Here is a 24,937-nt window from a genome sequence, read left to right as displayed (position 1 = left end):
AAGGACTTAGTCCTGTACAATACAGAACTAAATCCTTTGCTTAAATTAATTGTCTAACTTTTTGGGGTCAGTACAAATCAACTCCTTTTTACTTTATTTAACTGCTTCTTTCAAGGCATCAACCTTATCCAAGCGTTCCCATGGAAGATCGATATCTGTACGTCCCATGTGTCCATAAGCCGCTGTTTGACGGTAGATTGGACGTTTGAGATCAAGCATTTGGATGATTCCTGCTGGACGAAGGTCAAAGATTTGACGTGCTGCTTTTTCAAGCTTGCTTTCCGCTACTGTACCAGTACCGAAGGTATCAATACGAACAGATACAGGTTGGGCTACACCAATTGCGTAAGCCAATTGCACTTCTGCTTTCTTAGCAAGTCCTGCAGCAACGATGTTTTTTGCAATGTAGCGAGCTGCATAAGAAGCTGAACGGTCAACCTTAGTCGCATCCTTACCAGAGAAGGCACCACCACCGTGACGTGAGTAACCACCATAAGTATCTACGATGATCTTACGACCCGTCAAGCCTGAGTCCCCTTGAGGACCTCCGATAACGAAACGACCTGTTGGATTGATGAAGAATTTAGTCTCATCGTCAAGATAAGAAGCTGGAATCACTTCCTTGATAACCTTGTTAATCACATCCTCATGAATCTGTTCATTGCTCACTTCTGGATCGTGTTGAGTTGAAATAACGACTGTATCCACGCGTACTGGTTGGTCATTTTCATCATATTCAACAGTAACTTGAGATTTAGCATCTGGACGAAGATAGCTAATTTCACCAGACTTACGAAGCTCTGCCAAACGACGAACCAACTTGTGGCTGAGTGAGATTGGCAATGGCATGAGTTCTTCAGTTTCATTAACCGCAAAACCAAACATGAGACCTTGGTCTCCAGCTCCAATCAAATCAAGTGGATCTTGATCCGCATTTCCACGAACTTCCAAGGCTTCATTAACACCTTGGGCGATATCTGGTGACTGCTCAACAAGTGATGGGTGAACTCCTACTGTTTCAGCTGAGAATCCATACTCAGTGTTGGTATAGCCAATCTCTGCAATGGTATCACGTACGACACGGTTAATATCTACATAAGCTGTAGTTGAAATTTCTCCAAATACATGAACTGAACCAGTATAAACAGCTGTCTCAGCAGCAACGTGGGCTTCTGGATCCTGCTCTAAAATAGCATCCAAGATAGCATCTGAAATTTGGTCTGCAATCTTATCTGGGTGCCCCTCAGATACAGATTCAGACGTGAATAATTTACGTTCTGACATAAAAATGTCCCCCCTTAAAAAATATTCGTTATAGAGTTACAAAGTACTGGTAGAGAATCGTTAAACGATGTTCACTACCACCTTATCGGGACCATATAACCTAACTATTATAACACGAATCTTTGAAAAATACTCGTATGATTGCTATTTTTCTTACTAGGAAAATGTTTTCTAATCTTAACCAAATAAAAACTCTTAAAGTAGATGAGTTTCTATTTTAAGAGTGATGTTATAAACTAATTATTTTCTAGATAAAATTCAAACCGTTCTCCGACGTATTGGCTCTTTACATACTCAAAAGCCGTTCCGTCATCAAAGTAAGAAACCTGAGTCAAACCTAAAATAGCATGCCCTTTTTCAACTTCTAAGTAATGAGCTATCTTTTCTTTGGCTAAACGCGCATATATGGTCTGGTGAGATTTACCAATTCGATAACCATGCTCTTGCAAGGTTTGAAAGAAGTGCTTGGTTACTTCTTCTTTTTTGAAATTTTTGATAAATTTCTCAGGAATAGAAGCTACTTCATAGACAACAGGAACCTTATCTGCATAGCGGACACGTTCCATACGAATGATATTATCAGTTGGCAGTAAACCTAGTTTAGCCACTTCTTGCTCATTTGGAATGGTTCGACGATAAGAAATCAAGTGACTAGACGGAGTTTTTCCTTGAGCTTTAACAATCTCCGTAAAACTAGTTGTTCCACGCATTCTTTCCTGAACACGTGTGCTTGAAACAAAGGTCCCACTACCGACGCGGCGTTCCAAAACCCCTTCTTCAACCAAAAGAGAGATTGCTTGACGTAAGGTCATGCGGCTAACGGCAAATTCTTCTGCTAAATCTCGCTCACTTGGAAGTCTTTCCCCAATTTTCCAACTTCCCTCATCAATGTCTTTCTTGATTTGGTCGTGGATTTTCATATAAGCTGGTAACATGCGTGCTCACTTCTTTTCTTTATTTTTTCCATTGTACCGTATCTTATGGGGAAAAGTCAAACTGCACTTGTTTGGTTGGTAATTCCGGGGCATTTATGATAGAATATTCAAGAAGATATTTCTTTTAAGAAAGGGAAAAGATGACCAACATTTCAACTGATTTGCAAGATGTCGAAAAGATCATCGTACTGGACTATGGTAGCCAGTATAACCAACTTATCTCACGTCGTATCCGTGAGATTGGTGTCTTTTCAGAACTAAAAAGTCACAAGATTTCGGCTGACGAAGTCCGCGCTATCAATCCTATCGGGATTGTACTTTCAGGTGGACCAAACTCTGTTTACGAAGAAGGATCATTTGATATTGATCCAGAGATTTTTGAACTTGGTATTCCAATTTTAGGAATCTGCTATGGTATGCAGCTCTTGACTCACAAGCTTGGTGGTAAGGTTGTTCCTGCAGGCGATGCTGGTAACCGTGAATACGGTCAATCAAAATTGACTCACACAGAATCAGCTCTTTTTGCAGGTACTCCAGAAGAGCAACTTGTCTTGATGAGCCACGGAGACGCTGTTACAGAAATTCCTGCAGACTTTGTCCGTACTGGTACTTCTGCTGACTGCCCTTACGCATCTATCGAAAACCCTGATAAGAAAATTTATGGTATCCAATTCCACCCAGAAGTTCGTCACTCAGTTCACGGATATGATATTCTTCGTAACTTTGCCTTGAATATCTGTGGTGCAAAAGGTGACTGGACCATGGATAACTTCATCGAGATGCAAATCAAACAAATCCGCGAAAAAGTTGGAGACAAACGTGTCCTCCTTGGTCTTTCAGGTGGTGTTGACTCTTCTGTTGTTGGGGTTCTTCTCCAAAAAGCTATCGGCGATCAATTGATCTGTATCTTTGTAGACCACGGTCTTCTCCGTAAAGGTGAAGCTGACCAAGTTATGGATATGCTTGGCGGTAAGTTTGGGTTGAACATCGTTAAGGCAGATGCTGCCAAACGTTTCCTTGATAAATTAGCTGGTGTATCTGACCCTGAACAAAAACGTAAGATTATCGGTAACGAATTTGTCTATGTCTTTGACGACGAAGCAAGCAAACTCAAAGATGTGAAATTCTTGGCTCAAGGAACTCTTTACACAGACGTCATTGAGTCTGGTACGGATACTGCTCAAACGATCAAGTCTCACCACAACGTGGGTGGACTTCCAGAAGATATGCAGTTTGAACTCATCGAGCCACTCAATACTCTTTACAAGGATGAAGTTCGTGCCCTTGGTACAGAACTTGGCATGCCAGACCACATCGTATGGCGCCAACCATTCCCAGGACCAGGACTTGCGATCCGTGTCATGGGTGAGATCACTGAAGAAAAACTTGAAACCGTTCGCGAATCAGACGCTATCCTTCGTGAAGAAATTGCTAAAACTGGCCTTGACCGCGACATCTGGCAATACTTCACTGTTAACACTGGCGTTCGTTCCGTAGGTGTTATGGGAGATGGCCGTACTTACGACTACACCATCGCTATCCGTGCTATTACTTCTATCGATGGTATGACAGCTGATTTCGCTAAGATCCCTTGGGAAGTTCTCCAAAAAATCTCTGTACGTATCGTAAACGAAGTTGACCACGTTAACCGCATCGTCTACGATATTACAAGTAAACCACCTGCAACTGTAGAGTGGGAGTAAAGTTTCCTATAAAATAATAAATAATACTGCTGGAGCATGGACTACAGTGGTATTATTTTTTTAATTTCAATATTAGGAAAATTTCTCGACTCTCAACTCCTCTTTTTTAATCCTTGAAACCATGCTATAATATAGTCAGTATAACTCCAATAACCTAATGATAAAGATTTCTTACATCATCCGTAAGTGTTATTCTACTCTGATTCATATTATAATGAAAGTAACAAAAGATGGAGGTGTTTCACATGGAAACAATTTTACGAGTAGAATCATTAAAAAAGCATTATGGAAAAGAGCCGAATATCACCAAAGCCTTGAACGGTATATCTTTTCAAGTTGTCAAAGGTGAGTTCTTAGGGATTATGGGGAGCAGTGGTTCTGGGAAAACAACCCTTCTTAACTGTCTCGCTACTATCATCAAACCAACTGACGGCTCCATTCAAATGCAAGAAAAAGATTTAGGTCAGTTAAAAGGTAGTCAGTTAGCTGATTATCGTGGCAAGGAAATTGGTTACCTCTTTCAAAATTTTGAGCTTTTGGACAATATGACAGCCAAAGAAAATATTTTACTCCCCTTGTCTTTACACAAGGTCGATGCCAACGAAAGCAAGGTTCGGTTAGAATTGCTTTCCCAATATCTAGATATTTCTGAACTTCTGGATAAGTTCCCATCTCAATTATCAGGTGGTCAACGGCAAAGGGTAGCTGCTGCGCGTGCCTTGATTTTAGACCCTAAGATTGTATTTGCAGATGAGCCCACAGGAGCTTTGGATTCAAAAAATGCGACCATTTTGATGCAAAAATTATCCGAAATGAATCAAGTGGAAGAAACCACCATTCTCATGGTGACCCACGATTCAGTCGCTGCCAGCTTTTGCAACCGCATCTTGTTTATCCAAGACGGAAAACTATTCCATGAAATTCGACGCGATTATCCAAGAGAAAGTCAAGAAGACTTTTACCACAGAATACTAAAGGTCATGTCTGCACTGGCTGGAGGTGATGGCAATGTTTTCTAAATTAGTCTCAAGAAATAGCAAGAGGGATCGAAAGAATAATGGCTTGTATTTCAGTTCCATGGTTCTTTCTATTATCTCCTTTTACATCATCCTTTCTTTGTCCCATCAAGATGTGATGATCTTTCTCAAACAAATAGAGAGTGACGCTGTAAATAAACTCTTTAGCATGATTCCCATTCTTTATGTAGCAACCCTCTTTATTCTCTTTTTTCTAGTCTACTTCGCAAGCAGTATGCAGATGGAAAGGAGAAAACATGAATTTGGTGTCTATCTAACGCTAGGGATGCGAAGAAGCAAACTGTTCTTGCTGCTCCTACTCGAGGATTTGAGAAACAGTATCCTTGCTCTTGGAATAGGTCTTCCAATTTCAATCTTGATTTCAGAACTGATTAGCCTAATAACCGCTAAAATTGTTGGGCTAGGGATTATTGAACATCAATTTTCTCTATCTACTACAGCTCTATTCTATACAATCATCGGTTTCCTAGCCGTAAAATTAGCTGTCTTTATTCTTTTAAGTGCAAAAACAGCCAATAAGGAAATCGGAGATCTGCTATCCTATTCTCCTTCTGGCATGAAGAAACTACTCCCCAAGGGTGTGTACCTTCTTGCTTCTGTCCTCGGAATTTTGCTTCTAGGAACAGCCTATTACTTGGGGATGAGTGGACGAGCTTGGGAAAATGTCATAACAATGGGCATCACTGTTCTCTTGGGTACTCTAGGAACTATACTACTCTTCTTTGGTATGCGTTTGTTTATAGACTTTTTGGTCAAGCTTGGAAGCAATCGAAAACTCCACACCTATAATTTTAGACAGATTCAGGAATTAGTTATCCAACGCTCAACTATACTGGCTATCTGCTCCCTCTTAATCTTCTCTGCCTTGTGCCTCTTTGGAGCAGGTGTGGCCATTGCAAGTGGCAATTCAAGCAATCATACCCACGTATTGGATTATACATTTAGAGATAGCAAGCAGGAAACAGATGAAAATCTTGATGTAAATACAGTTAAAAAAGAGCTTGAAGCTGCTGGACTGGCATCACAGTTTTCAAAGATTCTACAAATCAAAGTGGGCGAACCGAAAGAACACGAGTCCGTGTCCTTCGAAGAGGTCATCAAGGAGTTGAAAAAGCAAAAAGACAGCAAGAACAAGGAAATTTTGCTCCATAAATTTAAACAGTCTACTACTTCCCACCTCATACCAGTTTCTGAATACAATGAACTTAGAAAGGCTGCCAATCTCCCTCCTCTAGAATTAACAAACAAGGAAGCCTACTTGTATATGGGGAAAGATTTTCTCCCGGATGAGAATCTAGTTAACTCTGTTCTGAAAACAAATCCTCAAATCAAAGTCATGGGAAATGATGTGAAATTGATTGGAGAGGTTCAGTCTTTACCGATTGTAACGGATCGTGAAATAACCATTTCTGTAGCCCTCATAGTCCCAGATGAGACCTTTATGAGCTATACAGATGGTCGGTATTCAAATTATGTTAGTGGTATCTTGGCTCCTGAGCTGGTCAAGAAAAAAGGCCTGATGAAAGCTATCTCAGATACCAATAAAAAGCTGAATCAAAGCCCTCTTGGCTATGAAAGTTATATACAAAATATGGGAAGACAATTATTTTACATTATCTCTGCCAGCTATATCACCATCTATCTGGCTATCATCTTCCTTGTTGTCGCAAATACAATTATCGGCGTTCAGTTTTTGATGGGACAAAGACAATCCTACAGACGATACCAGACCTTAATCCATCTTGGAGCAAACTACGAAACTCTTTGTAAATCTTCAGAAAAGCAAATCAATTGGTATTTTGGTCTGCCAATAGCTCTTGCACTTATCAGTAGTAGCTTCGGAGTGAGCTCCCTCCTCACAGGAATAGTACCAGCCAGTGCAAGAATGGCCATGGGGCAGAAATTTATCACAGCCATGCTGATAATACTACTGTTAGCTGGATTTGAAGTCATCTATATAAGAATTGTAAAGAAAAATAGCAACAAGTACTTGTTGTCATTAATGGAACCCAAAAGAGATGAATAAGGTAGAATAAAATAGGAAAAGGAGGAGCCGATATGAAGCATATTCTGGTTATTGAAGACGAAGCCTTGATTCGAGATGAAATTGTCATTTTGTTAGAGAAAGCGGGTTATCAAGTTGATAAGTTGACTGACTTCAAAGATACAAGCCAGCAAGTATTGCAATACGATACGGATTTAATCATACTGGATTTGAATTTACCAGGAGAAACAGGTTTTCAAATTTGTAAAAATCTCAAGTCCAAACGCTCTGTGCCCATATTGGTTCTCACCTCCCGTGAACAACTAAAAGATGAGATTTACGCCCTAAAATTAGGGGCTGACGAGTACTTAACAAAACCTTTCAAGAAAGAAAGATTCTTGGCTCGTATAGAAAACATCTTGAAACGCTATGAAGGTAGACAAAATTTGCTTGAAAAAGATAATTTCCTGCTGGATAGAAATACCTATACTCTTTATATCAACGGACATTCGATTTTACTCCCTCAAAATCAAGGGAAATTGTTAGAAACCTTATTAGTGGCAACTGATTCTGTCGTCACAAAAGAAGAACTAAGCATGAAACTGTGGAATACAACTGAGTTCATCGATGAAAATGCCCTACAAGTAAACATTGCAAGGCTGAAAAAGGCGATGAAACAGGCTGGCATTGCCCTTAAAGTCAAGTCCGTCAGAGGTATTGGCTACAAGCTAGAAGAGGTAAGTCCAGATGAAACATAATCTAAAATATCTAGCTAGTTATCTGCCTTGGTTACTTGTTCTCTTAGCATTTGATCTATTTACAGCTGTCCTGCTTTGGCTTTCAGATGTGAGAATGTTTCAAGCTCTCATCCTTCTCTATATTTTAGCCACCGTCCTGCTTTTTTTCGTCCTATCATTCTTACTTATAAGAAGAGAAAGAAAAAAATCCGCTGCTTATAAAGCCTTCATAGCCAATCCCAAGACAGATACTGAACTTGAATTATTGAATTTATCAAGTGCCTCAGAGAAAGAAAGCATTGAAAAAATAGCAAATACACTTTATCAAAAGCAGGCTCAAATAGGAAAACTCAACTCATTACTAGCCGAGTACGAGGACTATGTTGAAAAATGGGCGCATGAGATTAAACTTCCTTTATCGCTTCTTTCCCTCCTTTTAGACAATCAAAGTGACCAACTACCTAAGGATACTACTTTTAAATTGGACTATGTGAAAAATCAAATCCAAGGAAATGTATCACAGATCCTATTCTACTACAGGGTGAAAAGTGAGAAAAATGATTTTCTATTTGAAGACCTTGACCTAGAAGAGTGTATCCAAGATCTTTTGGAGAACTTTGATCCCTTGCTCAAAGAAAAGAATTTTACGATTAAGTTAGAGAACATACAAGGAATCTGCTACACCGATCAACGCAGTTTTGGATTTATCCTATCTCAAATACTAGCCAACGCCCTTAAATATAGCTCTGACAAACCAGAACTCAAGATTTCTATGTCAAGTGACAAAGGGCGCAAAACCCTGATTATTAGGGATAATGGGTGTGGAGTTAAAGCTTGCGACCTCCCTCATATCTTTGAAAAAGGATTTACAGGTGATTCAGGAGAGACAAGGAAAAAATCAACAGGTATGGGTCTCTATCTTGTCAAACAATTAGCAGATGCTTTAAAAATCGACATCGTAGTAAAATCCGAATGGATGCATGGATTTGAAATCTCTCTTTCTATTTCGTAATTTTTCGATTAAGAAAATTGCCTAGTCATAGAAAGCACATATTTTAGACCAAAAAGGAAAGCACTTCTGCTTTCCTTTTTGATATCATAAAAACACCCTGAAATACTTGTCTCAGGGTGTTTGTTTCATTTTTAAAATGTCTGGCGCTTAGCTTTTCGCTCTGCACGTCCACGAGCACGACCTTCTGCTCGTTTGGTCTTACGGCGTTTTTCATCGACCGCCCATTGGATTTTCTTCTTATAGCCTGGTTTGACTTTTTTCTTTTTCTTTTTAACCAAGCCAATCATTTCGATATCCAGTTTTTCCTGTTTCTTCTCACGATTGGCACGACGATCGCGGTCATAGGTATCTTGGAATTCTCCGTCTTTAACCATCTTAGGCACAAACTTGATCCCTAGTTTCTCTAACTCACGAATATCAGAGTCATCACTAGGCTGGTAAAGGGTAATAGCTGTACCTGGCAAACCATTACGTCCAGTTCGTCCAACACGGTGAACAAAGAAGGACAAGTCTTGTGGAATAGCATCATTGATAACATGGCTGACACCTTCAATATCAATCCCACGCGCAGCCAAGTCAGTCGCAACGATGTACTCAAAATCAAGGTTCTTCACCTGATTCATGATCCGTTTACGTTCACGAGGTGCAATATCTCCATGAATCTTAGCTACTTTCAAGCCTTGGGCTGTTAAGTATGTATGCAATTCATCTGCACGAGTCTTAGTATTGACAAAAATCATGGCAAGATATGGTTGCATGACTTGAGTCAATTCATAAATCTGGGCATTCTTATCACGACCTTTAGTCGAAATCAACCAGTTATCAATGGTATCTGAGATAACTGTTTTGGTCTTGATTTTTTCCATAACTGGATTAGACAAGTATTTTTTCAAGAATGGTTGCAGTTTTTGCGGAATAGTTGCTGAAAAGACCATAAACTGCAAGTCCTTGGGAAGGCTACCTGCAATCTTATCAACTGTTTCCAAGAATCCCATATCCAAGGTCATATCAGCTTCATCGACTACAAAGGTCTTAGCCTTGTGGATAGCCAAATCACCCGATTTTACCAAATCATAGATACGACCTGGTGTTCCGATAACAATATGGGGCTGGTTGCTTGCCAGTTTTTCAATCTGACGCGCCTTGTCTGTCCCACCCACATAGTTGGCAACACGAATTTCAACTTCTGAATGTGCTGCAATCTGGCGAGCCGCTTGGTAAATCTGAGTTGCTAACTCACGACTAGGAGCTGTGATAACTGCCTGTACACTGTCGCTCTCTTCATCCAACTGTTGGAAAATTGGAAGCAAGAAAGTATGAGTCTTCCCTGAACCTGTTTTTGATTCACCGACCAAGTCACGACCTGCCAAGACAATAGGAATCAACTTATCCTGCACCTCGGTAGGAGTCGTAAACTTCAACTCCTCCAAAGCTTCTTCTATATATTTTTTAAATTTAAATTTCGTAAATGACATAATATCCTCGATTCTATCTATCTACTCATTATACCACATTTTGATGCATTTCAGTTAAACTTTCGGTTTGGATAATCACTCCGAAATGTAAAAACATACCCGATTAAAGGCAAGAAAAATACTCTCTGTCCATCCTAAACAAAGAGTATTAGATTTTTACGTAAGCTCCCATTCCTTCATTAGCCAATCACAAAAATGTTGATAGCGTTGATCAAGAGCTTCATGATGCCCGTAAGCATCAAAAGTGGAATAAGTTGAGGAAACTTTCTCTGATATCAGATCATGTAGTCCCCTTGCAAAAACAGGAGCCTTAGACAGACGATTGGAATGATTGGCACCTTCTGTCTGACCATTTTGCAGATAAATCAGACTTTGGCTCTGAATCAAGTCATGTTCCCTGCAAAAGTCTATAAAGTCTGGATACCAGAAAGAACCACAGATAGAAAAGATACAGGTCGCAGGAAGATGGCTACTATAAAGACTATAGACAGCAGCAAGACCGCCCAGTGAATAGCCACCATAGGCAATCCTACTTTCATCAATCAAGTAGTCCTTTTTCAGAGTTGTTAGAATTCCTTGAAAGAGCTTTTGATGGTAGGCATCTCCCTTCCCACCAAAATCTGGGGCCCCTTCTTTCAACGCACTAGCTTTCCAAGGCGTAAAGTCATCCAGACGATTTTCTGGAATCAAACCCACCAAAATCACAGATTGGGACAGGTCTGACAAATAATCTAGTTCCCCATCGTTTAAGAGCACAACTGGGTAGGCTTGTTTAGAGTCATAGTTTGAAGGAAGACTGACTCTAACACGAATCCCTTCCCAGTTAAACTCCTTATTTCTTGATAAAGTCATTGATTTTTTCAAGGGAATCAATCACTGCAGGACCGTAGTCCATCAACTCATCGTAAGAGATAGTCATGATTTTTTGATTCTTGATTGCTGGTACATTTTCCAAAACAGTATTTGCCTTCATCAAATCCACTGCTTTTTCATCGAACTTTTGATTACGATCGCTAGTTACATAGATAATCAACTCTGGATCCATTGATACTAAGTTTTCCAAGGTCAAACCAGATGTTCCTGTTGCAACATTGGTATAACCAAGTTGGTTAAGCAAGCTTTCTTGGAGGGCTGACTTGTAGGCACCAAAGGTTTCGTCATTGTAGGCAACCATAATCAAAGCTTTTTTCTTTTCACCCTGTGTTTCTGGATTGGCTTTTTTAACCGCATCGATTTTAGCTTGCAATTGCTCTGCGTATTGGTTTGCCTTGTCTTGGATATTGAAAATGGTACCAAGATTCTTCACATCTTCTACGATATTTCCCAAATCCTGTTGGATATTTGAAAGTGAGGCTTTTTGCGTATAAACAGGGATTTTATTTTCATTCCAAGCACTGATAGTTCCCATTGACTTTTCAGAGAACATCATATTACGTCCCATCAAAGCGTCTGGTTCATAAGAAAGAACCGTTTCTTGTGAGACTGATTTCTTATCACCAATATGAGGGATGGCTTCAATGGCATCCTTGTATTTACCAGTTACGGCATTATCAGGATTGAGCATGCCGGCAATTTTATCCTTCAAACCAAGTTCAAGTAGGATTTCAGTTGTTGATAGGTTGTTAGTGATGACCTTTTCAGGAGCCTTTTCAAAGACTTGTTCGACTTCATTTCCTTTGGCATCATAAGTTTTGATAGTTACAGGATAGCTGGTTTCTGTAGTAGCTTTTTGACTTGTCTCTGCGCTTGATTGTGTGGTAGCTTTTTCTGTTGTACTATTTCCACAAGCTGCTAAAGTTAAGGTAGCTACTGTTAGGAGCAAAATACTGAGTGATTTTTTCATGTTTTATTTTCCTTTTCATTTTTTATAAATAGTGAATCATGGCTTGCTGGTCTTCCGTCCAAGTAACCCTACTTTGGACGCCATAGACAGCCTGCAAAGACTCTGGTGTGATGGTCTCTTTTGGAGTCCCTTGGTAAACAATCTCTCCTTCTTTCATTAGATAGAGATAGTCTGAATAGCGACAAGCTAGCTGAATATCGTGTAATACTGCTAGCACATTGATATTGAGATGTTTGACAATGGTTAACAAGTCTAGCTGGTACTTGATATCCAAATGATTGGTCGGTTCGTCTAAGAGCAAGAGGGTCGGCTCTTGAGCCAAGGCGCGTGCCAATAAAACCCGCTGCTTCTCTCCTCCTGACAAAGAAGAGTAGAGGCGATTTCTTTTCTCGAACATATCTACCTTGACCAGAGCATCCTCAACCAAGGCAAAGTCTTTTTCTTTTTCCTTTTGTAAGAAAGAGAGATGGGGCGTTCTACCCAGCATAACAATTTCTTCAACCCTACAATCAAATTGTAACTGATTAAACTGCGTGACGACTGCCATCTGCTTTGCCGTTTCCTTGACGCTCATTTGTTCCAAGGGTTTTCCATCTAGACAAATCAATCCCTGATCTGGCTTTTCCTGTCGATAGAGGAGTTTCAGCAAGCTAGTTTTCCCACTTCCATTGGGTCCCAAAATGGTATGAAATTGCTTGCCCTCCAGTTTGAGCGACACTCCTTTGAGAATTTTTTTCTCTCCGATTCCAAAGTGAATATCCTGGCACATTAAGTCCATATCAGACCTTCACCTCCCTTCGTCTACTTCCAACCATGTAGATAAAGAAAGGAGCACCTACTAGGGCTGTGAAAATACCAATCGGTAGTTCAGCATTTTGAATCAAGACACGAGCAAGAACATCTGCCCAAACAACAAAAAGCGCGCCGAGCAAAGTAGCTATCGGAAAAAGTCTTCTGTAATTTGTCCCCACCAAGCTTCGTGCCAAATGAGGTGTGATGAGACCAACAAAACCAATGATCCCACAGGTCGATACCAAGATTGCTGTCATTATAGCCACAATCGTCACATAAAGATACCAGTAAAAACGTAGGGGAATCCCTAAGGTCAAAGCCGCCTCATCACCCATCATCATGGCATTAAAAACACGATATTGGGTAGAGAAAAATAAAAAAGCAATTCCCACGATTATTGTTGGCAAAGTTAAGTGAGCCCAGGAAGTCCCCGCTAAAGAACCCATGGTCCAAAACTTGATGGTCATGACACTATCAGCATTAGCGCCAATTGAAATAATAAAGTTTGAAAAAGCCAAAAAGAGTGCATTTACGACTGTCCCTGATAAAATCAGGCTTGAAGTTGTCATTCTGCCCTGCATGGATGCAATGAGTAGAACTGCAATTGTTGCCACAAGCGCTCCAAGGAAAGAGCCAAGACCAATCATGACCTTAAACCCGAGAATGATGCTCAAAGTCGCACCAAAGGTTGCCCCAGCTGAAATTCCTAAAACATAAGGTTCTGCGATTGGATTATTGACCGTTGACTGCATGACGCTACCACACATGGAAAGGCCAGCACCAACTATCAAACCAAGAAAAACCCGTGGTAATCTCATATTCCAAACAATAGCAAGTGTAGACTTCGAAAGGTCTCCTATACCCAGAGGGGCCCCCATCTTACTTAAAATAATTCTATAAGTATCACTCAAGCTAATCTGAACAGACCCCATAGAAACAGCTAAAAATAGAGAGACTCCCAAAGCTCCGAGCAACAGAGATAGGAGAAAAACATATCGCAGGTTTTGATGGCTTCCAGAAGATTTGGAAATCATGAAACCCTCCCTTAATAAAATTAAAAATTTAGACAATTTTCATAAATAGTATACCACATTTCCAAGGCAGGAACAAGGCTAGAAAAATGAATAAAAAAGCCCTCTGATATCAGAGAGCTTGAGTCTTGCTGGATAAAACGTTTATAGACTAGGCGGCAAGCCGAAGATTGTACTGATGGTACATCGAGGCGAAGCCAACGAAGTATAGAAACGTTTTAGACGCAAGATTAGCGACGAAGTCCAAGAGAGTTGATTAACTCACGGTAACGGTTAACGTCGTTTTTACGCAAGTATGCAAGCAAGTTACGACGGCGACCGATTTTCTTCATCAATCCACGGTAAGTAGCGTGGTCTTTTTTGTGTTGTTTGATGTGTTCGTTAAGGTGGTTGATTTCCCAAGTAAGGACAGCAACTTGAACCTCTACTGAACCTGTATCACCTTCGTGACGTGCATATTGTGCGATGATTTCATTTTTTTTCTCTTTTGAGATTGCCATGATGTTTCTCCTTTTTATTTGGCTTCATCCGAGTGACAGGTTGGCATGCCTGTAACCAAGAAGAAGTTATTTGTCTTTACGACATTTCCTATTCTACCAATAACTAACTTCTTTGTCAACTGATTTACTATTCTTACTGCAAATATGCTATAATATTCATAGGAAGGATATCTAAGTTGATAGTTTTATAAAGAGGTGATTACCATGCGTAAATTGTTTAAATATCTCCCCTACTATCTGGTCGTATTTTTCTTTTATTGGCCACTGTACGAGTTGATCTTGCGAGTCGTTTCTGACCCCCTTTTGCTCAAGGGTCTCTACATTAATAATATTCTATTCTATACTCCTTTAGTAATCTTTATCGTATCGCTACTCTATAGCTACCGTTTCCGTTTCTCACTTTGGTGGTTACTGGGTAACGGACTGCTCTATTGCTTTACTATCATACCTTTTGGTGAATTTATCTGGACTTACTTTTTAGCCTATGAAATCTTTGCCATAGTAGGTATGGCTATCGGTGCTTCTATTAAGAAACTAGTTCAAAAACTGAAAAACAAAAAACTTTCACAAAATCCTTGAAAAATCTCGCAATCATGCTATAATAATGCATAGAGACAAGTCACTTAGAATCTTTCTTTTAGAGAGTGCGTGGTTGCTGAGAACGCATAGGAAGTCTAAACTGATACTACTCTACTAACTTTTATGCAAACATAAAACGGTGGCCACGTTAAAGCCAATCAGAGGTGTCAACAGTTTTTGTTGTACATAAATGAAGGTGGAACCACGTTGCGACGTCCTTTCGAGGAGGTCGCTTTTTTGTTTTTCTTGATTTAAAACTGCTGAAATAGGGAAACACTTCTGCTATAAAAATAATTGATAACTAATAATATAAGGAGAAAACCATGATTAAAATTACTTTCCCAGATGGCGCTGTTCGTGAATTCGAATCTGGCGTTACAACTTTTGAAATTGCCCAATCTATCAGTAATTCCCTAGCTAAAAAAGCTCTTGCTGGTAAATTTAACGGCAAACTGATTGACACAACTCGTGCTATCACTGAAGACGGAAGCATCGAAATCGTGACACCTGATCACGAAGATGCTCTTCCAATCTTGCGTCACTCAGCAGCCCACTTGTTCGCTCAAGCAGCTCGTCGCCTTTTCCCAGATATTCACTTGGGTGTTGGTCCAGCTATCGAAGATGGTTTCTACTACGATACAGACAACCAAGCGGGTCAAATCTCTAATGAAGATCTTCCTCGTATCGAAGAAGAAATGAAGAAAATCGTGAAAGAAAACTTCCCATCTATTCGTGAGGAAGTGACTAAAGATGAAGCGCGTGAAATTTTCAAAAACGATCCATACAAATTGGAATTGATTGAAGAACACTCAGAAGACGAAGGTGGCTTAACCATCTACCGTCAAGGTGAATATGTAGACCTTTGCCGTGGACCACACGTTCCATCAACAGGTCGCATCCAAATCTTCCACCTTCTCAACGTAGCTGGTGCTTACTGGCGTGGAAATAGCGACAATGCTATGATGCAACGTATCTATGGTACAGCTTGGTTTGACAAGAAAGACTTGAAAAACTACCTTCAAATGCGTGAAGAAGCTAAGGAACGTGACCACCGTAAACTTGGTAAAGAATTGGATCTCTTCATGATTTCTCAAGAAGTTGGTCAAGGTCTTCCATTCTGGTTGCCAAATGGTGCCACTATCCGTCGTGAATTGGAACGCTACATCGTCGACAAGGAAATCGCCGCTGGTTACCAACACGTCTACACTCCACCAATTGCCTCAGTAGAACTTTACAAGACTTCTGGTCACTGGGATCACTACCGTGAAGATATGTTCCCAACTATGGATATGGGTGATGGTGAAGAATTCGTTCTTCGTCCAATGAACTGTCCTCACCATATCGAAGTCTTTAAACACCACGTGCACTCTTACCGTGAATTGCCAATCCGTATTGCTGAAATCGGTATGATGCACCGTTATGAAAAATCTGGTGCTCTTACAGGGCTTCAACGTGTACGTGAAATGTCCCTTAATGATGGTCATACTTTCGTAACACCTGAACAAATCAAAGATGAGTTCCAACGTACGCTTCAATTGATTATCGACGTTTACGAAGATTTCAACTTGACTGACTATCGTTTCCGTTTATCATATCGTGACCCTCAAGATACTCACAAGTACTTTGATAATGATGAGATGTGGGAAAATGCTCAACGTATGTTGAAATCAGCTATGGATGACATGGGACTTGACTATTTTGAAGCTGAAGGTGAAGCTGCCTTCTACGGACCAAAATTGGATATCCAAGTTAAGACAGCTCTTGGAAAAGAAGAAACCCTCTCTACTATCCAGCTTGACTTCTTGCTTCCAGAACGCTTCGACCTTAAATACATCGGAGCTGATGGTGAAGAACACCGTCCAGTTATGATCCACCGTGGAGTTATCTCAACTATGGAACGCTTCACAGCTATCTTGATTGAGAACTACAAGGGTGCCTTCCCAACATGGCTGGCACCACACCAAGTAACCCTTATCCCAGTATCTAACGAAAAACACGTGGACTACGCTTGGGAAGTGGCGAAGAAACTCCGTGACCGTGGTGTCCGTGCAGACGTGGATGAGCGCAATGAAAAAATGCAGTTCAAGATTCGTGCGTCTCAAACTCAAAAGATTCCTTACCAATTAATCGTTGGAGACAAGGAAATGGAAGAGAAGGCTGTAAACGTTCGCCGTTATGGTCAAAAAGAAACTGAAACTATGCCGGTAGATGCATTTGTAGAATTAATTCTTACAGACATCGCTAACAAATCACGAGTTGAAAAATAAACGATAAAACCTGGGATAAAAATTCCAGCTAAATAAAGAAGCAACAACTGAAAACGTTGTTGCTTCTTTATTTAGCCTGAGTTAGTAGTGATTAGGCAAACCACCACAAATAGTATCCTCATCAATAATTCTTTCTATCCATTAACTTTTGGATATAGGATATCCTCCCAAGATTTGCTTCCATGAGTTAGATAAGTTGACTATCTCAGTCCTTGTCTGCTTCATTTTCTTTTGCGCGATCGTTTTGTGAATCTTTTTCAGAGAGTTTTTGATCGATAACTTGTCAATGTTTTCGTAAAATTCCTTGATCGTCTCACTATCTAATTTTGTCGAATTGTTGAATTGCTTGACTTTCAATTGAACAGTTTGAATACCGTAAGAGGCTTGTTTTTGGCGGATTGTTTCTAATTCTTCTTCTGAAATCGGATCTCCAACAACTGTCAAGACCAATTCATTGTCCCTAGACTTGTAGACTTGATTAATGACCGTATGGTTGGCGAACTCTTTTCCTACAAACTGTTTAATCCCTTCTTTTCGCGCTTGATCCATCGTCAGAGTGACTGCTGAATAGCTGGCTGGAAGAACCAATAATACAATCAAGGATATCAAGCCAATTTTCATTTTAATGTTTAGCTCTTTAAATGAACTTAAGGGAGTTTTTCTCATCAAAATTCTTGTTCCAACAATGTTGGCTAGCATGATAAAGACACAGTTAATCAAGAAAAGATAGAGAGCCCCAGATAAAAACCGTACATTTCCATTAGCTAAACCATAGCCTGCAGTACAGATAGGTGGCATCAGAGCTGTTGCGATGGCTACTCCAGGCACGATATTGTTTGCTTCTTTTTTCCTTGAACCAATTACTCCTGCTATCCCACCAGCAATAGCAATGAGAACATCCCAAATGGTTGGAGATGTTCGTGCAATCAACTCGCTACTTGCATAAGATAAGGGAGAAATCCAGAAATACAGAGTCGAGACAAGCAAACTGACCAATACTTGAGTAAATAAAACCTCTAGAGATTGCTTGATTAAACGCGTATCAAAAATAGCTAAACCAAACCCCAATCCAACAATCGGTGTCATAAGAGGGGAAATCAGCATGGCTCCAATAATGACAGCTGTTGAATTCATATTTAGACCTATAGAGGCAATAAAAATCGAACACATCAAAATCAATGTATCTCTTAATCGAACATGAAGATCATCATATAATTTTTCACGGTATTCACGTGTTGAATAGTTTCCGGTCATTGGTTACTCCTTTTATTTCATATAATCTTGTTTCTGCATGGATGATAGTAGAGAGACATCTGTCCAATTTGACATATTTTTAATTCTCACTTGTCATTCTTTTGAACATTATCTTTTAAATATCCATCAGTCCATCCTTGATATTATATCAAAAATTTTACAACCTTTCTCTGAAGAACTCAATCAATTTAAAAGATAGAGAAAGGAAGAAATTTTTGTATCCTTATCCGAAGAAAAAGAAAAACGATATCTCCTCTGAAAGTAGATACCTTTTTAATGTTTAAACATGATGAGTTTGTAGCAGCAATCCTAGCTGATATCGCCAACAAATCACGTATTGAGAAATAAGAGATAAAACCTGGGACAAAATCCCAGCTACTAAAAAAGAGGATGGGACAAAAGTCCTAGCCTCTCAATTGTCTTTGGATTGTCGAGCAAGACGCAGTGGTTGAGTGGGCTCTACTACGCTGATTTCATCAGCTTTTACAGCCCTACTCAACTGTGCGGAGGTGGGACGACGAAATCGAATTCTAACGAATTAACGATTTCTGTCCCACTCTCTTTTTTGATGTTTCTGTTTTACATTTGAACAATTCTACGATAACTTCTTGAAGTAATCATAAAGATAAGTACGTAGATGAGGGCAAAGATACCACAAATAGAAAGTGTTACGGTTAACATCATGGCTGTATCGATAACTCCGATAACCTTGAGAATCAAACTTAACATGTGATAAGCAAAGGCCAAATGTAGAAAGGCGAAGATTAGCGGAAGGAAGAAGACAGTCAAAACTTGCTTGTTAATAGTTTGCTTGATTTGTTTTTGGTCTAAGCCAACTTTTTGCAGGATAACAAAGCGCTCACGGTCTTCATATCCTTCAGAAATTTGTTTGTAGTAGATGACTAGAACGGTTCCGACCATAAAGATAATGGATAGGAAAATACCAATAAAGAAGACACCGCCAAAGAGGACACTCATTTGAGCACTAGCATCTGCTAGATTGCTACCATACACATAGCTACCTTCAGTGTTTAATTGAGCATTAAACTTTTGTAAGGATTTTTCATATTCTTCAGCGACCTTGATTTGTTCTTCTTCACTGATATTTACATTCATCCCACCGTAAAGCTGATTATAGATAGCCGAATCTGAGAATTGGTCCAAAAAGGCTTGTAAATCTGGAACAACAAGATAATTGTAATCAGCAGTAAAAATATTAAACTGATTTGGGACATGGTTAACAATGAAATCTCTAGTAAATTCTTCTTTTACAGAAAATTGATGGTCATTTAAAGTTAGGTTTTTCTGTCCTTTTAGTCCATCATTCTTAGCAAAGAGTCCGACCTCATTGCCTGATAGAGAAAGTTTTTGACCAGTCATATTTTCATAATCTTTTTGGTCAAATACCATGAAAACTGTTTTTGGTTGGACACGGTTTTGTCCTTTTTCAAAAATGGTTAACTTGGTTCCTTCTTGATTTGCAACACCAAAGTTACTGTAACGAAGAACTTCTTTCTCTTTGACACTATAACCTTTGTCACTTGCAAACTGGCTCAAGAGTTTGTCCAAATCTTCTTTTTCAACATTTTGTCCAGTAATTCCAAAGTCATGCGGATTCATCACTTTTTTAAAGCTTTCTGAGGCATTGAAAATGCTTGTTGCTGCTGACATGGTTACCAAAACCATTGTTGACAAAATTGCGATAGTTGCTAGTCCAACCGCATTTTTCTTCATACGGAAAATCAAGTTGGACACTGAGATGAGATTATTTGGTTGGTAATAGTATTTTTTATTTTTCTTTAATATTTGAAGGAAAACTGTAATCCCTGCATTGAACAAAAGATAAGTACCAAAGATAACCAGCAAAACAGCTAGGAAAAATGTTGTTAGGGCTGTAAGAGGATCTTTTACTGTAAGGGCAAGATAATAGCCAATCCCTAAGCTAATGGAACCAAGAATGGTTTGGAGAAGAAGGAAGCGACCTTTTTTCTCTCCGCTTGCTTTCTCACGCGAGAGCTGGAGGGCATTCATACGGGCGATTCGAAGGGCATTCAGAAACATGAGGCCTAGGAAAATCAAACCAAAGACAACAAGTACTGTAATGACAACTTTCATCTGGAAGGTAGCGACCATCTCAACCTTTAATTTCATTAGTTTAAGCAAGAACGCGAAAATCAACTTGTCAAACAAGGCTCCAACACCGATACCTGCTCCAACAGTTAGAATTCCAAATATCACCAACTCTTTAAAGGTCATACTGATCAGATGACGCTTCTCCAAGCCCAACATACCATAAATCCCTAACTCCTTGGAGCGGTTTTTCATAACAAAACTATTAGCATAAAGGACGATAATGGCTGACGCAAGGGTGACGACAAACATACCAAATCCTAGAGTAGCTTGAATGGTGGATCCTCCACGGATTTCCGCAATCTTAGGATTGAAGGTCAGAGAGTAAAAGAGATAGCTGATAGTGACTGCCAAAATGACAGCCAAAGCAAACGGATAATAGAGTTTGCGGTTTTTGATTAAGTTGGATATGGCCAGCTTATTGGTTAATCGAAACATACTAGTTCACCTCACTTGCCATAACAGTCAAAGTGTCAGAGATTTCTTGGAACATCTGACGATCCGTCTTTTCACCTCGATAAATTTGATTATAGAGAATACCGTCCTTGATGAAAAGAACACGTTTTGCACGGCTGGCCGCAGCTGTTGAGTGGGTTACCATGAGAATGGTCTGTCCTTGCTCGTTGATCTGATCAAAGATATCAAGGAGGGCTGCAGATGATTTAGAGTCTAGGGCTCCTGTTGGCTCGTCCGCAAGAAGAATTTCTGGTTCTGTGATGATAGCCCGTGCAACTGCAACCCGTTGTTTTTGTCCACCAGAGATTTCATAAGGGTACTTCTCCTGCAATTGATTGATGCCAAGATTTTCGGCCGTCACGACCAATTTTTTCATCATTTCTGTAATAGGCTTTCTAGACAATACCAAAGGGAGTAAGATATTGTCTTTAACAGAAAGCGTATCTAACAAATTGAAGTCTTGGAAGACAAAGCCTAACTTTTCACGACGGAAGCTTGATGCTTCTGAATTTTTAATGGTAGCTGTGTCAGTTCCGTTTAGGAAGACCTGGCCACGCGTTGGCTTGTCAAGCATAGCAAGAATATTGAGTAGAGTAGATTTACCAGATCCAGACTCACCCATGATAGCGACGTAGTCGCCTTTTTCAACGGTAAAGTGAATATCTTTCAGGGCTTCTACTTGGTTGCCTTGAAAGCGAGTTTTATAAATCTTTTGAACGTGTTTTACATCTAATAGTGTCATTTTAACTTCTCCTTTTTAATATCCCATTAATTGAAACTGAGCTTGCATCATTTCGATGCCGATTTGAACTCGCTCGATATCCTTTGGACTCGGCTTACTTGTATGTTTCTTTTGTAAAATTGTTTTCATGGTTCCTCTCCTTTTTCTTTATGCTCTAAGTTTACTCCAAAAAAAGAGGTCTTGCCATAACATAACCTTACAAAAGAGGACTTTAATCTTACATTTTTGTAAGATTAAATTTTTTATCTAATTGAAGCCTTTTTTCTCACTATATAAAGGTCTAAATAAGAGCTTGAAAGGTTTCTTCCAAGCTCTTCACAATTCTTTTCATTCAATCAGTAAATTCACTTCAGAGAACTTAATCCTCACAGTTGTTCCTTGCCCAAGTTCGGATTCTATTTGAATCTGATGTCCTAATTCTTGGCTGATTTTCTGGGTTAGATAGAGCCCAAGTCCAGATGACTGCTGGGTCATTCGACCATTATATCCTGAAAATCCACGTTCAAAGACTCGCAACCGATCGCTGTTTTTGATACCAATCCCAGTATCTTTGATACAAAGGTCTGAACCTTCCATGTAGATTTCAACCCCACCTTCATTTGTGTACTTGAGGCTATTTGAAAGGATTTGTTCAATAACTACTAACAGCCATTTTTTATCCGTCACAATGCTTCTATCCAAGTCATGCAGATTAACACTTAATCCTTTCTGGATAAAGAAAATGGCATATTTGCGAATAACTTCCTTGACCAAATCCTCCACATTTTCTTTCTTCAACACCAGATCATCATGGAAGCTCTCTAAGCGTAGGTATTGGAGAACGAGGTTGGTATAGGAATCAATCTTAAAAATCTCCTGTTCTAGCTGTTGCTTCAATTGGCGATCTGCCACCTCGCTCACGAGGAGTTTACTGGCCACAATTGGAGTTTTTATCTGATGAACCCAGAGTGTATAGTAATCCACCAAATCATTATAGCGGTTTTCCGCATCTGATTTCTTTTGGTAGAGTTCTTCTTCACTTTTCTCTAATTTTTCAGTTAGTAGTGCCTCCATTGGTGACTTGGCTTCTCTTTTTCCGTAAAACAATTCCTTACGATAGCGTTGCAATTCTATCAAGAAATCATAGACCAAAAACAGAAGTGTCAAAAAGGTAGATAGAAAGAAGAAATAGTTAAAGTAAGGCACTTGGTTATCAAATAAGACCTCAAAGAGAAAAAGTAAACCTGTAAGTAAGAGAATAAACACGAAAAAACGGCTACGCGAACGGATATAAGCTAGAAAAAAACTTTTGAAATCAAGCATGTTTTAACCCGTATCCTATTCCTTTCTTGGTTTCAATAAAACCAATCAAACCTTCTTCTTCCAATTTCTTACGCAGACGGGCGACATTAACGGATAAGGTATTATCATCGATAAAAAAGTCACTATTCCAAAGCTCCCGCATCAAGTCGTCACGCGCTACGATATTTCCCGCATGCTCAAACAAAACACGTAAAATCTGAAATTCATTCTTGGTTAAACTGATAGCTTTGCCATTGACATGTACATCCATAGACTTGGTATTGAGGATAACCCCAGCATACTCTAAGAGACTTTCATCCCGTCCAAACTCATAGGAACGACGCAATAAGCCCTGTACCTTGGCTAAAAGAACCTGTTGATCAAAGGGCTTGGTCACAAAATCATCCGCCCCCATGTTGATAGCCATCACAATGTCCATAGCCTGGTCTCTGGAAGACAGAAACATAATAGGAACCTTGGAAATCTTGCGAATTTCCTGGCACCAATGATAGCCATTAAAGAGAGGCAAGCCGATATCCATGAGAACCAGATGAGGTTCAGACTGAACAAATAGTGTTAGAACCTCCATGAAGTCTTCTACCATGACTACCTCAAATCCCCATTCGGAGAGCATTTTCCCAACTTGTTGACGGATAACTGGATCATCTTCTACTAGTAAAATCTTATGCATCTGCTCCTCCTTTTTCTATATTATAGCAAAATTCTCCTCACTACTAGCGAAATTGATGCAAATCTGATAAGATAAAAGTAAAGAAAGGAGTTCTCATGGCCAATATTTTTGACTACCTAACTGACGTTCAATACGATTCTTTTTATGATATTCCCTTAAATGAACTGGATGTACTTGCTTTGACAGAGCTGACCTACCTGTCTTTTGATAACTTGTTGGACCAATCCGTCAATCGTTTAAGCGATGTTGCAACACGCGTCCCTAGAGAAAGTACCATGTTGACCAATAAAGAACGGCTTCAGCTCCTCGATCAGTTATCCCAACACAAACGTTTTAAAAATAGCAAACTTTCTAATCTTGTTAACGAGGTCGACACAGAACTTCAAAAGCAGTTCGCTGCTATGACCTATCGTCTGAACCTAGATACTTATCTGATTGTCTTTCGTGGCACAGACGACAGTATTATTGGCTGGAAGGAAGATTTCCATATGACCTATATGAAGGAAATCCCTGCCCAAAAGGATGCTCTTGAATACTTGGAAGATTTCTTTAAACAATATCCAAAACAAAAAGTACTTCTTGCTGGGCATTCTAAAGGTGGAAATCTAGCCGTCTTTGCTGCAAGTCAAATCCAGCCTGAATTGCAGGAAAAGATATCAGCAGTTTATACCTACGATGCTCCTGGTTTGCAGGCTCATCTGACAGAAACGACTGGTTATCAAGATGTTATCCCTAAATTTCACCGTTATGTCCCACAAGGTTCTGTCATCGGCATGATGCTAGAAGTTCCTGATACTCCTACCGTCGTCAAATCTACGGCTCTCGGTGGAATCGCTCAACACAATACCTTTAGCTGGCTAACTGAAGGACACCACTTTGTCCAACTAGAGGAAATTAGTAGCGAAAGTCTGCAAATCAAAGACGCTCTTAAAGAATGGGTGGACAGTGTGCCCGATGAAGAACTAGAGCTCTATTTTGATCTCTTTTTCGGAACCATCCTAGAATCTGGAATCACTTCTATCAACGATTTATCTTCTAGAAATGCTATTGAACACATTCAACAACTTGTTTCTCAAGCCCAGACACTGGAGCCCGAGCAAGTCGAAATCTTAAAAAATCTGACACAACTCCTACTGGATGCTCGCTTCCAAGCCTGGAAAAATCGTTTTTAATCAAGAACAAGGTCTCTTCTCTGAAGGGACTT

At 39.7% G+C, this 24,937-nt stretch carries 20 protein-coding genes and 2 pseudogenes; 9 read left to right on the top strand and 13 right to left on the bottom strand.

The genetic code is table 11. The features are described from left to right. Positions 1–93 precede the first annotated feature (93 nt). Entirely contained in the window at positions 94–1,284 is a 1,191-nt protein-coding gene (gene metK / locus K1I67_RS06190; protein ID WP_223339267.1) for a methionine adenosyltransferase, read from the bottom strand. Positions 1,285–1,520: 236 nt separating this feature from the next. Beyond that, positions 1,521–2,219 carry a GntR family transcriptional regulator gene (locus K1I67_RS06185; protein ID WP_024054207.1) on the bottom strand — a complete coding sequence of 233 codons (699 nt, stop codon included), beginning with the start codon at positions 2,217–2,219 and terminating at the stop codon, positions 1,521–1,523. Between the two features lie 140 nt (positions 2,220–2,359). On the opposite strand from K1I67_RS06185, the gene guaA reads away from it, so the two are divergent. The 5 genes from guaA (at position 2,360) to K1I67_RS06160 (ending at position 8,692) form a co-directional block, all read left to right on the top strand. Next, positions 2,360–3,922 carry a glutamine-hydrolyzing GMP synthase gene (guaA, locus tag K1I67_RS06180; protein ID WP_223339266.1) on the top strand — a complete coding sequence of 521 codons (1,563 nt, stop codon included), beginning with the start codon at positions 2,360–2,362 and terminating at the stop codon, positions 3,920–3,922. A gap of 245 nt (positions 3,923–4,167) precedes the next feature. Further along, positions 4,168–4,941, top strand: a complete 774-nt coding sequence (locus K1I67_RS06175) for an ABC transporter ATP-binding protein (protein WP_223339265.1) — start codon at positions 4,168–4,170, stop codon at positions 4,939–4,941. After that, positions 4,931–6,985: an FtsX-like permease family protein gene (locus K1I67_RS06170; protein WP_223339264.1), complete on the top strand. Its 2,055-nt coding sequence runs from the start codon at positions 4,931–4,933 to the stop codon at positions 6,983–6,985. Before K1I67_RS06175 ends, K1I67_RS06170 begins: the two co-directional genes overlap by 11 nt. A gap of 32 nt (positions 6,986–7,017) precedes the next feature. Further along, on the top strand, positions 7,018–7,701 hold the full coding sequence (locus K1I67_RS06165) for a response regulator transcription factor (RefSeq protein WP_223339263.1): 684 nt from the start codon (positions 7,018–7,020) through the stop codon (positions 7,699–7,701). Next, positions 7,691–8,692: a sensor histidine kinase gene (locus tag K1I67_RS06160; RefSeq protein ID WP_223339262.1), complete on the top strand. Its 1,002-nt coding sequence runs from the start codon at positions 7,691–7,693 to the stop codon at positions 8,690–8,692. Before K1I67_RS06165 ends, K1I67_RS06160 begins: the two co-directional genes overlap by 11 nt. 131 nt (positions 8,693–8,823) lie before the next feature. Here K1I67_RS06160 and K1I67_RS06155 read toward each other — a convergent pair whose 3' ends face one another. The 6 genes from K1I67_RS06155 to rpsO all read right to left on the bottom strand — a co-directional run bounded on the left by K1I67_RS06155 (position 8,824) and on the right by rpsO (position 14,333). Beyond that, entirely contained in the window at positions 8,824–10,167 is a 1,344-nt protein-coding gene (locus tag K1I67_RS06155) for a DEAD/DEAH box helicase (protein ID WP_223339261.1), read from the bottom strand. Positions 10,168–10,323: 156 nt separating this feature from the next. After that, positions 10,324–11,019 (bottom strand): alpha/beta hydrolase-fold protein, encoded by a 696-nt coding sequence (locus K1I67_RS06150; RefSeq protein WP_223339260.1) that lies wholly within the window; start codon positions 11,017–11,019, stop codon positions 10,324–10,326. Continuing rightward, on the bottom strand, positions 11,000–12,010 hold the full coding sequence (locus K1I67_RS06145) for an ABC transporter substrate-binding protein (RefSeq protein ID WP_223339259.1): 1,011 nt from the start codon (positions 12,008–12,010) through the stop codon (positions 11,000–11,002). Before K1I67_RS06145 ends, K1I67_RS06150 begins: the two co-directional genes overlap by 20 nt. Before the next feature lie 22 nt (positions 12,011–12,032). Next, positions 12,033–12,788 (bottom strand): ABC transporter ATP-binding protein, encoded by a 756-nt coding sequence (locus tag K1I67_RS06140; RefSeq protein ID WP_223339258.1) that lies wholly within the window; start codon positions 12,786–12,788, stop codon positions 12,033–12,035. A gap of 1 nt (position 12,789) precedes the next feature. After that, complete coding sequence (locus K1I67_RS06135) at positions 12,790–13,836, bottom strand: FecCD family ABC transporter permease (RefSeq protein WP_223339257.1); 1,047 nt, start codon at positions 13,834–13,836, stop codon at positions 12,790–12,792. Positions 13,837–14,063: 227 nt separating this feature from the next. After that, positions 14,064–14,333 carry a 30S ribosomal protein S15 gene (gene rpsO, locus K1I67_RS06130; protein ID WP_001018251.1) on the bottom strand — a complete coding sequence of 90 codons (270 nt, stop codon included), beginning with the start codon at positions 14,331–14,333 and terminating at the stop codon, positions 14,064–14,066. A 204-nt stretch (positions 14,334–14,537) separates the two neighbouring features. Here rpsO and K1I67_RS06125 point away from each other — a divergent pair, with 204 nt between their 5' ends. The 3 genes and pseudogenes from K1I67_RS06125 (at position 14,538) to thrS (ending at position 17,179) form a co-directional block, all read left to right on the top strand. Continuing rightward, positions 14,538–14,912 (top strand): hypothetical protein, encoded by a 375-nt coding sequence (locus K1I67_RS06125; protein WP_223339256.1) that lies wholly within the window; start codon positions 14,538–14,540, stop codon positions 14,910–14,912. Positions 14,913–15,033: 121 nt separating this feature from the next. After that, a pseudogene (locus K1I67_RS09965) lies at positions 15,034–15,167 on the top strand (AAA family ATPase); the annotation flags it as partial. A 68-nt stretch (positions 15,168–15,235) separates the two neighbouring features. Continuing rightward, a complete protein-coding gene (thrS, locus tag K1I67_RS06120) occupies positions 15,236–17,179 on the top strand; it encodes a threonine--tRNA ligase (RefSeq protein WP_223339255.1) in 1,944 nt (647 codons plus the stop codon). A gap of 205 nt (positions 17,180–17,384) precedes the next feature. Here thrS and K1I67_RS06115 read toward each other — a convergent pair. The 5 genes and pseudogenes from K1I67_RS06115 to K1I67_RS06095 all read right to left on the bottom strand — a co-directional run bounded on the left by K1I67_RS06115 (position 17,385) and on the right by K1I67_RS06095 (position 23,733). Beyond that, positions 17,385–18,433, bottom strand: a pseudogene (locus tag K1I67_RS06115) (DUF389 domain-containing protein). A gap of 579 nt (positions 18,434–19,012) precedes the next feature. Further along, a complete protein-coding gene (locus tag K1I67_RS06110) occupies positions 19,013–21,001 on the bottom strand; it encodes an ABC transporter permease (RefSeq protein WP_223339254.1) in 1,989 nt (662 codons plus the stop codon). 1 nt (position 21,002) lies between these two features. Then, complete coding sequence (locus K1I67_RS06105) at positions 21,003–21,761, bottom strand: ABC transporter ATP-binding protein (RefSeq protein WP_006152604.1); 759 nt, start codon at positions 21,759–21,761, stop codon at positions 21,003–21,005. Positions 21,762–22,088: 327 nt separating this feature from the next. Next, positions 22,089–23,063, bottom strand: a complete 975-nt coding sequence (locus K1I67_RS06100; protein ID WP_223339253.1) for an ATP-binding protein — start codon at positions 23,061–23,063, stop codon at positions 22,089–22,091. Continuing rightward, on the bottom strand, positions 23,056–23,733 hold the full coding sequence (locus tag K1I67_RS06095) for a response regulator transcription factor (protein WP_000548968.1): 678 nt from the start codon (positions 23,731–23,733) through the stop codon (positions 23,056–23,058). The genes K1I67_RS06100 and K1I67_RS06095 overlap by 8 nt, the downstream gene beginning before the upstream one ends. 95 nt (positions 23,734–23,828) lie before the next feature. Between K1I67_RS06095 and K1I67_RS06090 the strand changes: the two genes are divergently transcribed. Then, the gene (locus K1I67_RS06090) at positions 23,829–24,905 is read left to right on the top strand and encodes a DUF2974 domain-containing protein (protein WP_223339252.1); all 1,077 of its coding nucleotides are present in this window, start codon (positions 23,829–23,831) and stop codon (positions 24,903–24,905) included. Positions 24,906–24,937 lie beyond the last annotated feature (32 nt).

It is taken from the genome of Streptococcus infantis (assembly GCF_019929575.1).
Lineage (GTDB): Bacteria > Bacillota > Bacilli > Lactobacillales > Streptococcaceae > Streptococcus > Streptococcus infantis_L.
Note: the sequence above shows the minus strand (reverse complement) of the source record. Positions and strands in the feature narration are given on the sequence as shown.

Excerpts from the sequence above, each read along its gene's own strand:
- K1I67_RS06150 (WP_223339260.1), bottom strand. The coding sequence starts at position 11,019 with ATGACTTTATCAAGAAATAAGGAGTTTAACTGGGAAGGGATTCGTGTT.
- K1I67_RS06135 (WP_223339257.1), bottom strand. The coding sequence starts at position 13,836 with ATGATTTCCAAATCTTCTGGAAGCCATCAAAACCTGCGATATGTTTTT.
- guaA (WP_223339266.1), top strand. The coding sequence starts at position 2,360 with ATGACCAACATTTCAACTGATTTGCAAGATGTCGAAAAGATCATCGTA.
- K1I67_RS06140 (WP_223339258.1), bottom strand. The coding sequence starts at position 12,788 with ATGGACTTAATGTGCCAGGATATTCACTTTGGAATCGGAGAGAAAAAA.
- rpsO (WP_001018251.1), bottom strand. The coding sequence starts at position 14,333 with ATGGCAATCTCAAAAGAGAAAAAAAATGAAATCATCGCACAATATGCA.
- thrS (WP_223339255.1), top strand. The coding sequence starts at position 15,236 with ATGATTAAAATTACTTTCCCAGATGGCGCTGTTCGTGAATTCGAATCT.
- K1I67_RS06125 (WP_223339256.1), top strand. The coding sequence starts at position 14,538 with ATGCGTAAATTGTTTAAATATCTCCCCTACTATCTGGTCGTATTTTTC.
- K1I67_RS06175 (WP_223339265.1), top strand. The coding sequence starts at position 4,168 with ATGGAAACAATTTTACGAGTAGAATCATTAAAAAAGCATTATGGAAAA.
- K1I67_RS06095 (WP_000548968.1), bottom strand. The coding sequence starts at position 23,733 with ATGCATAAGATTTTACTAGTAGAAGATGATCCAGTTATCCGTCAACAA.
- K1I67_RS06170 (WP_223339264.1), top strand. The coding sequence starts at position 4,931 with ATGTTTTCTAAATTAGTCTCAAGAAATAGCAAGAGGGATCGAAAGAAT.
- K1I67_RS06185 (WP_024054207.1), bottom strand. The coding sequence starts at position 2,219 with ATGTTACCAGCTTATATGAAAATCCACGACCAAATCAAGAAAGACATT.
- metK (WP_223339267.1), bottom strand. The coding sequence starts at position 1,284 with ATGTCAGAACGTAAATTATTCACGTCTGAATCTGTATCTGAGGGGCAC.
- K1I67_RS06110 (WP_223339254.1), bottom strand. The coding sequence starts at position 21,001 with ATGTTTCGATTAACCAATAAGCTGGCCATATCCAACTTAATCAAAAAC.
- K1I67_RS06100 (WP_223339253.1), bottom strand. The coding sequence starts at position 23,063 with ATGCTTGATTTCAAAAGTTTTTTTCTAGCTTATATCCGTTCGCGTAGC.
- K1I67_RS06155 (WP_223339261.1), bottom strand. The coding sequence starts at position 10,167 with ATGTCATTTACGAAATTTAAATTTAAAAAATATATAGAAGAAGCTTTG.
- K1I67_RS06165 (WP_223339263.1), top strand. The coding sequence starts at position 7,018 with ATGAAGCATATTCTGGTTATTGAAGACGAAGCCTTGATTCGAGATGAA.
- K1I67_RS06105 (WP_006152604.1), bottom strand. The coding sequence starts at position 21,761 with ATGACACTATTAGATGTAAAACACGTTCAAAAGATTTATAAAACTCGC.
- K1I67_RS06145 (WP_223339259.1), bottom strand. The coding sequence starts at position 12,010 with ATGAAAAAATCACTCAGTATTTTGCTCCTAACAGTAGCTACCTTAACT.
- K1I67_RS06160 (WP_223339262.1), top strand. The coding sequence starts at position 7,691 with ATGAAACATAATCTAAAATATCTAGCTAGTTATCTGCCTTGGTTACTT.
- K1I67_RS06090 (WP_223339252.1), top strand. The coding sequence starts at position 23,829 with ATGGCCAATATTTTTGACTACCTAACTGACGTTCAATACGATTCTTTT.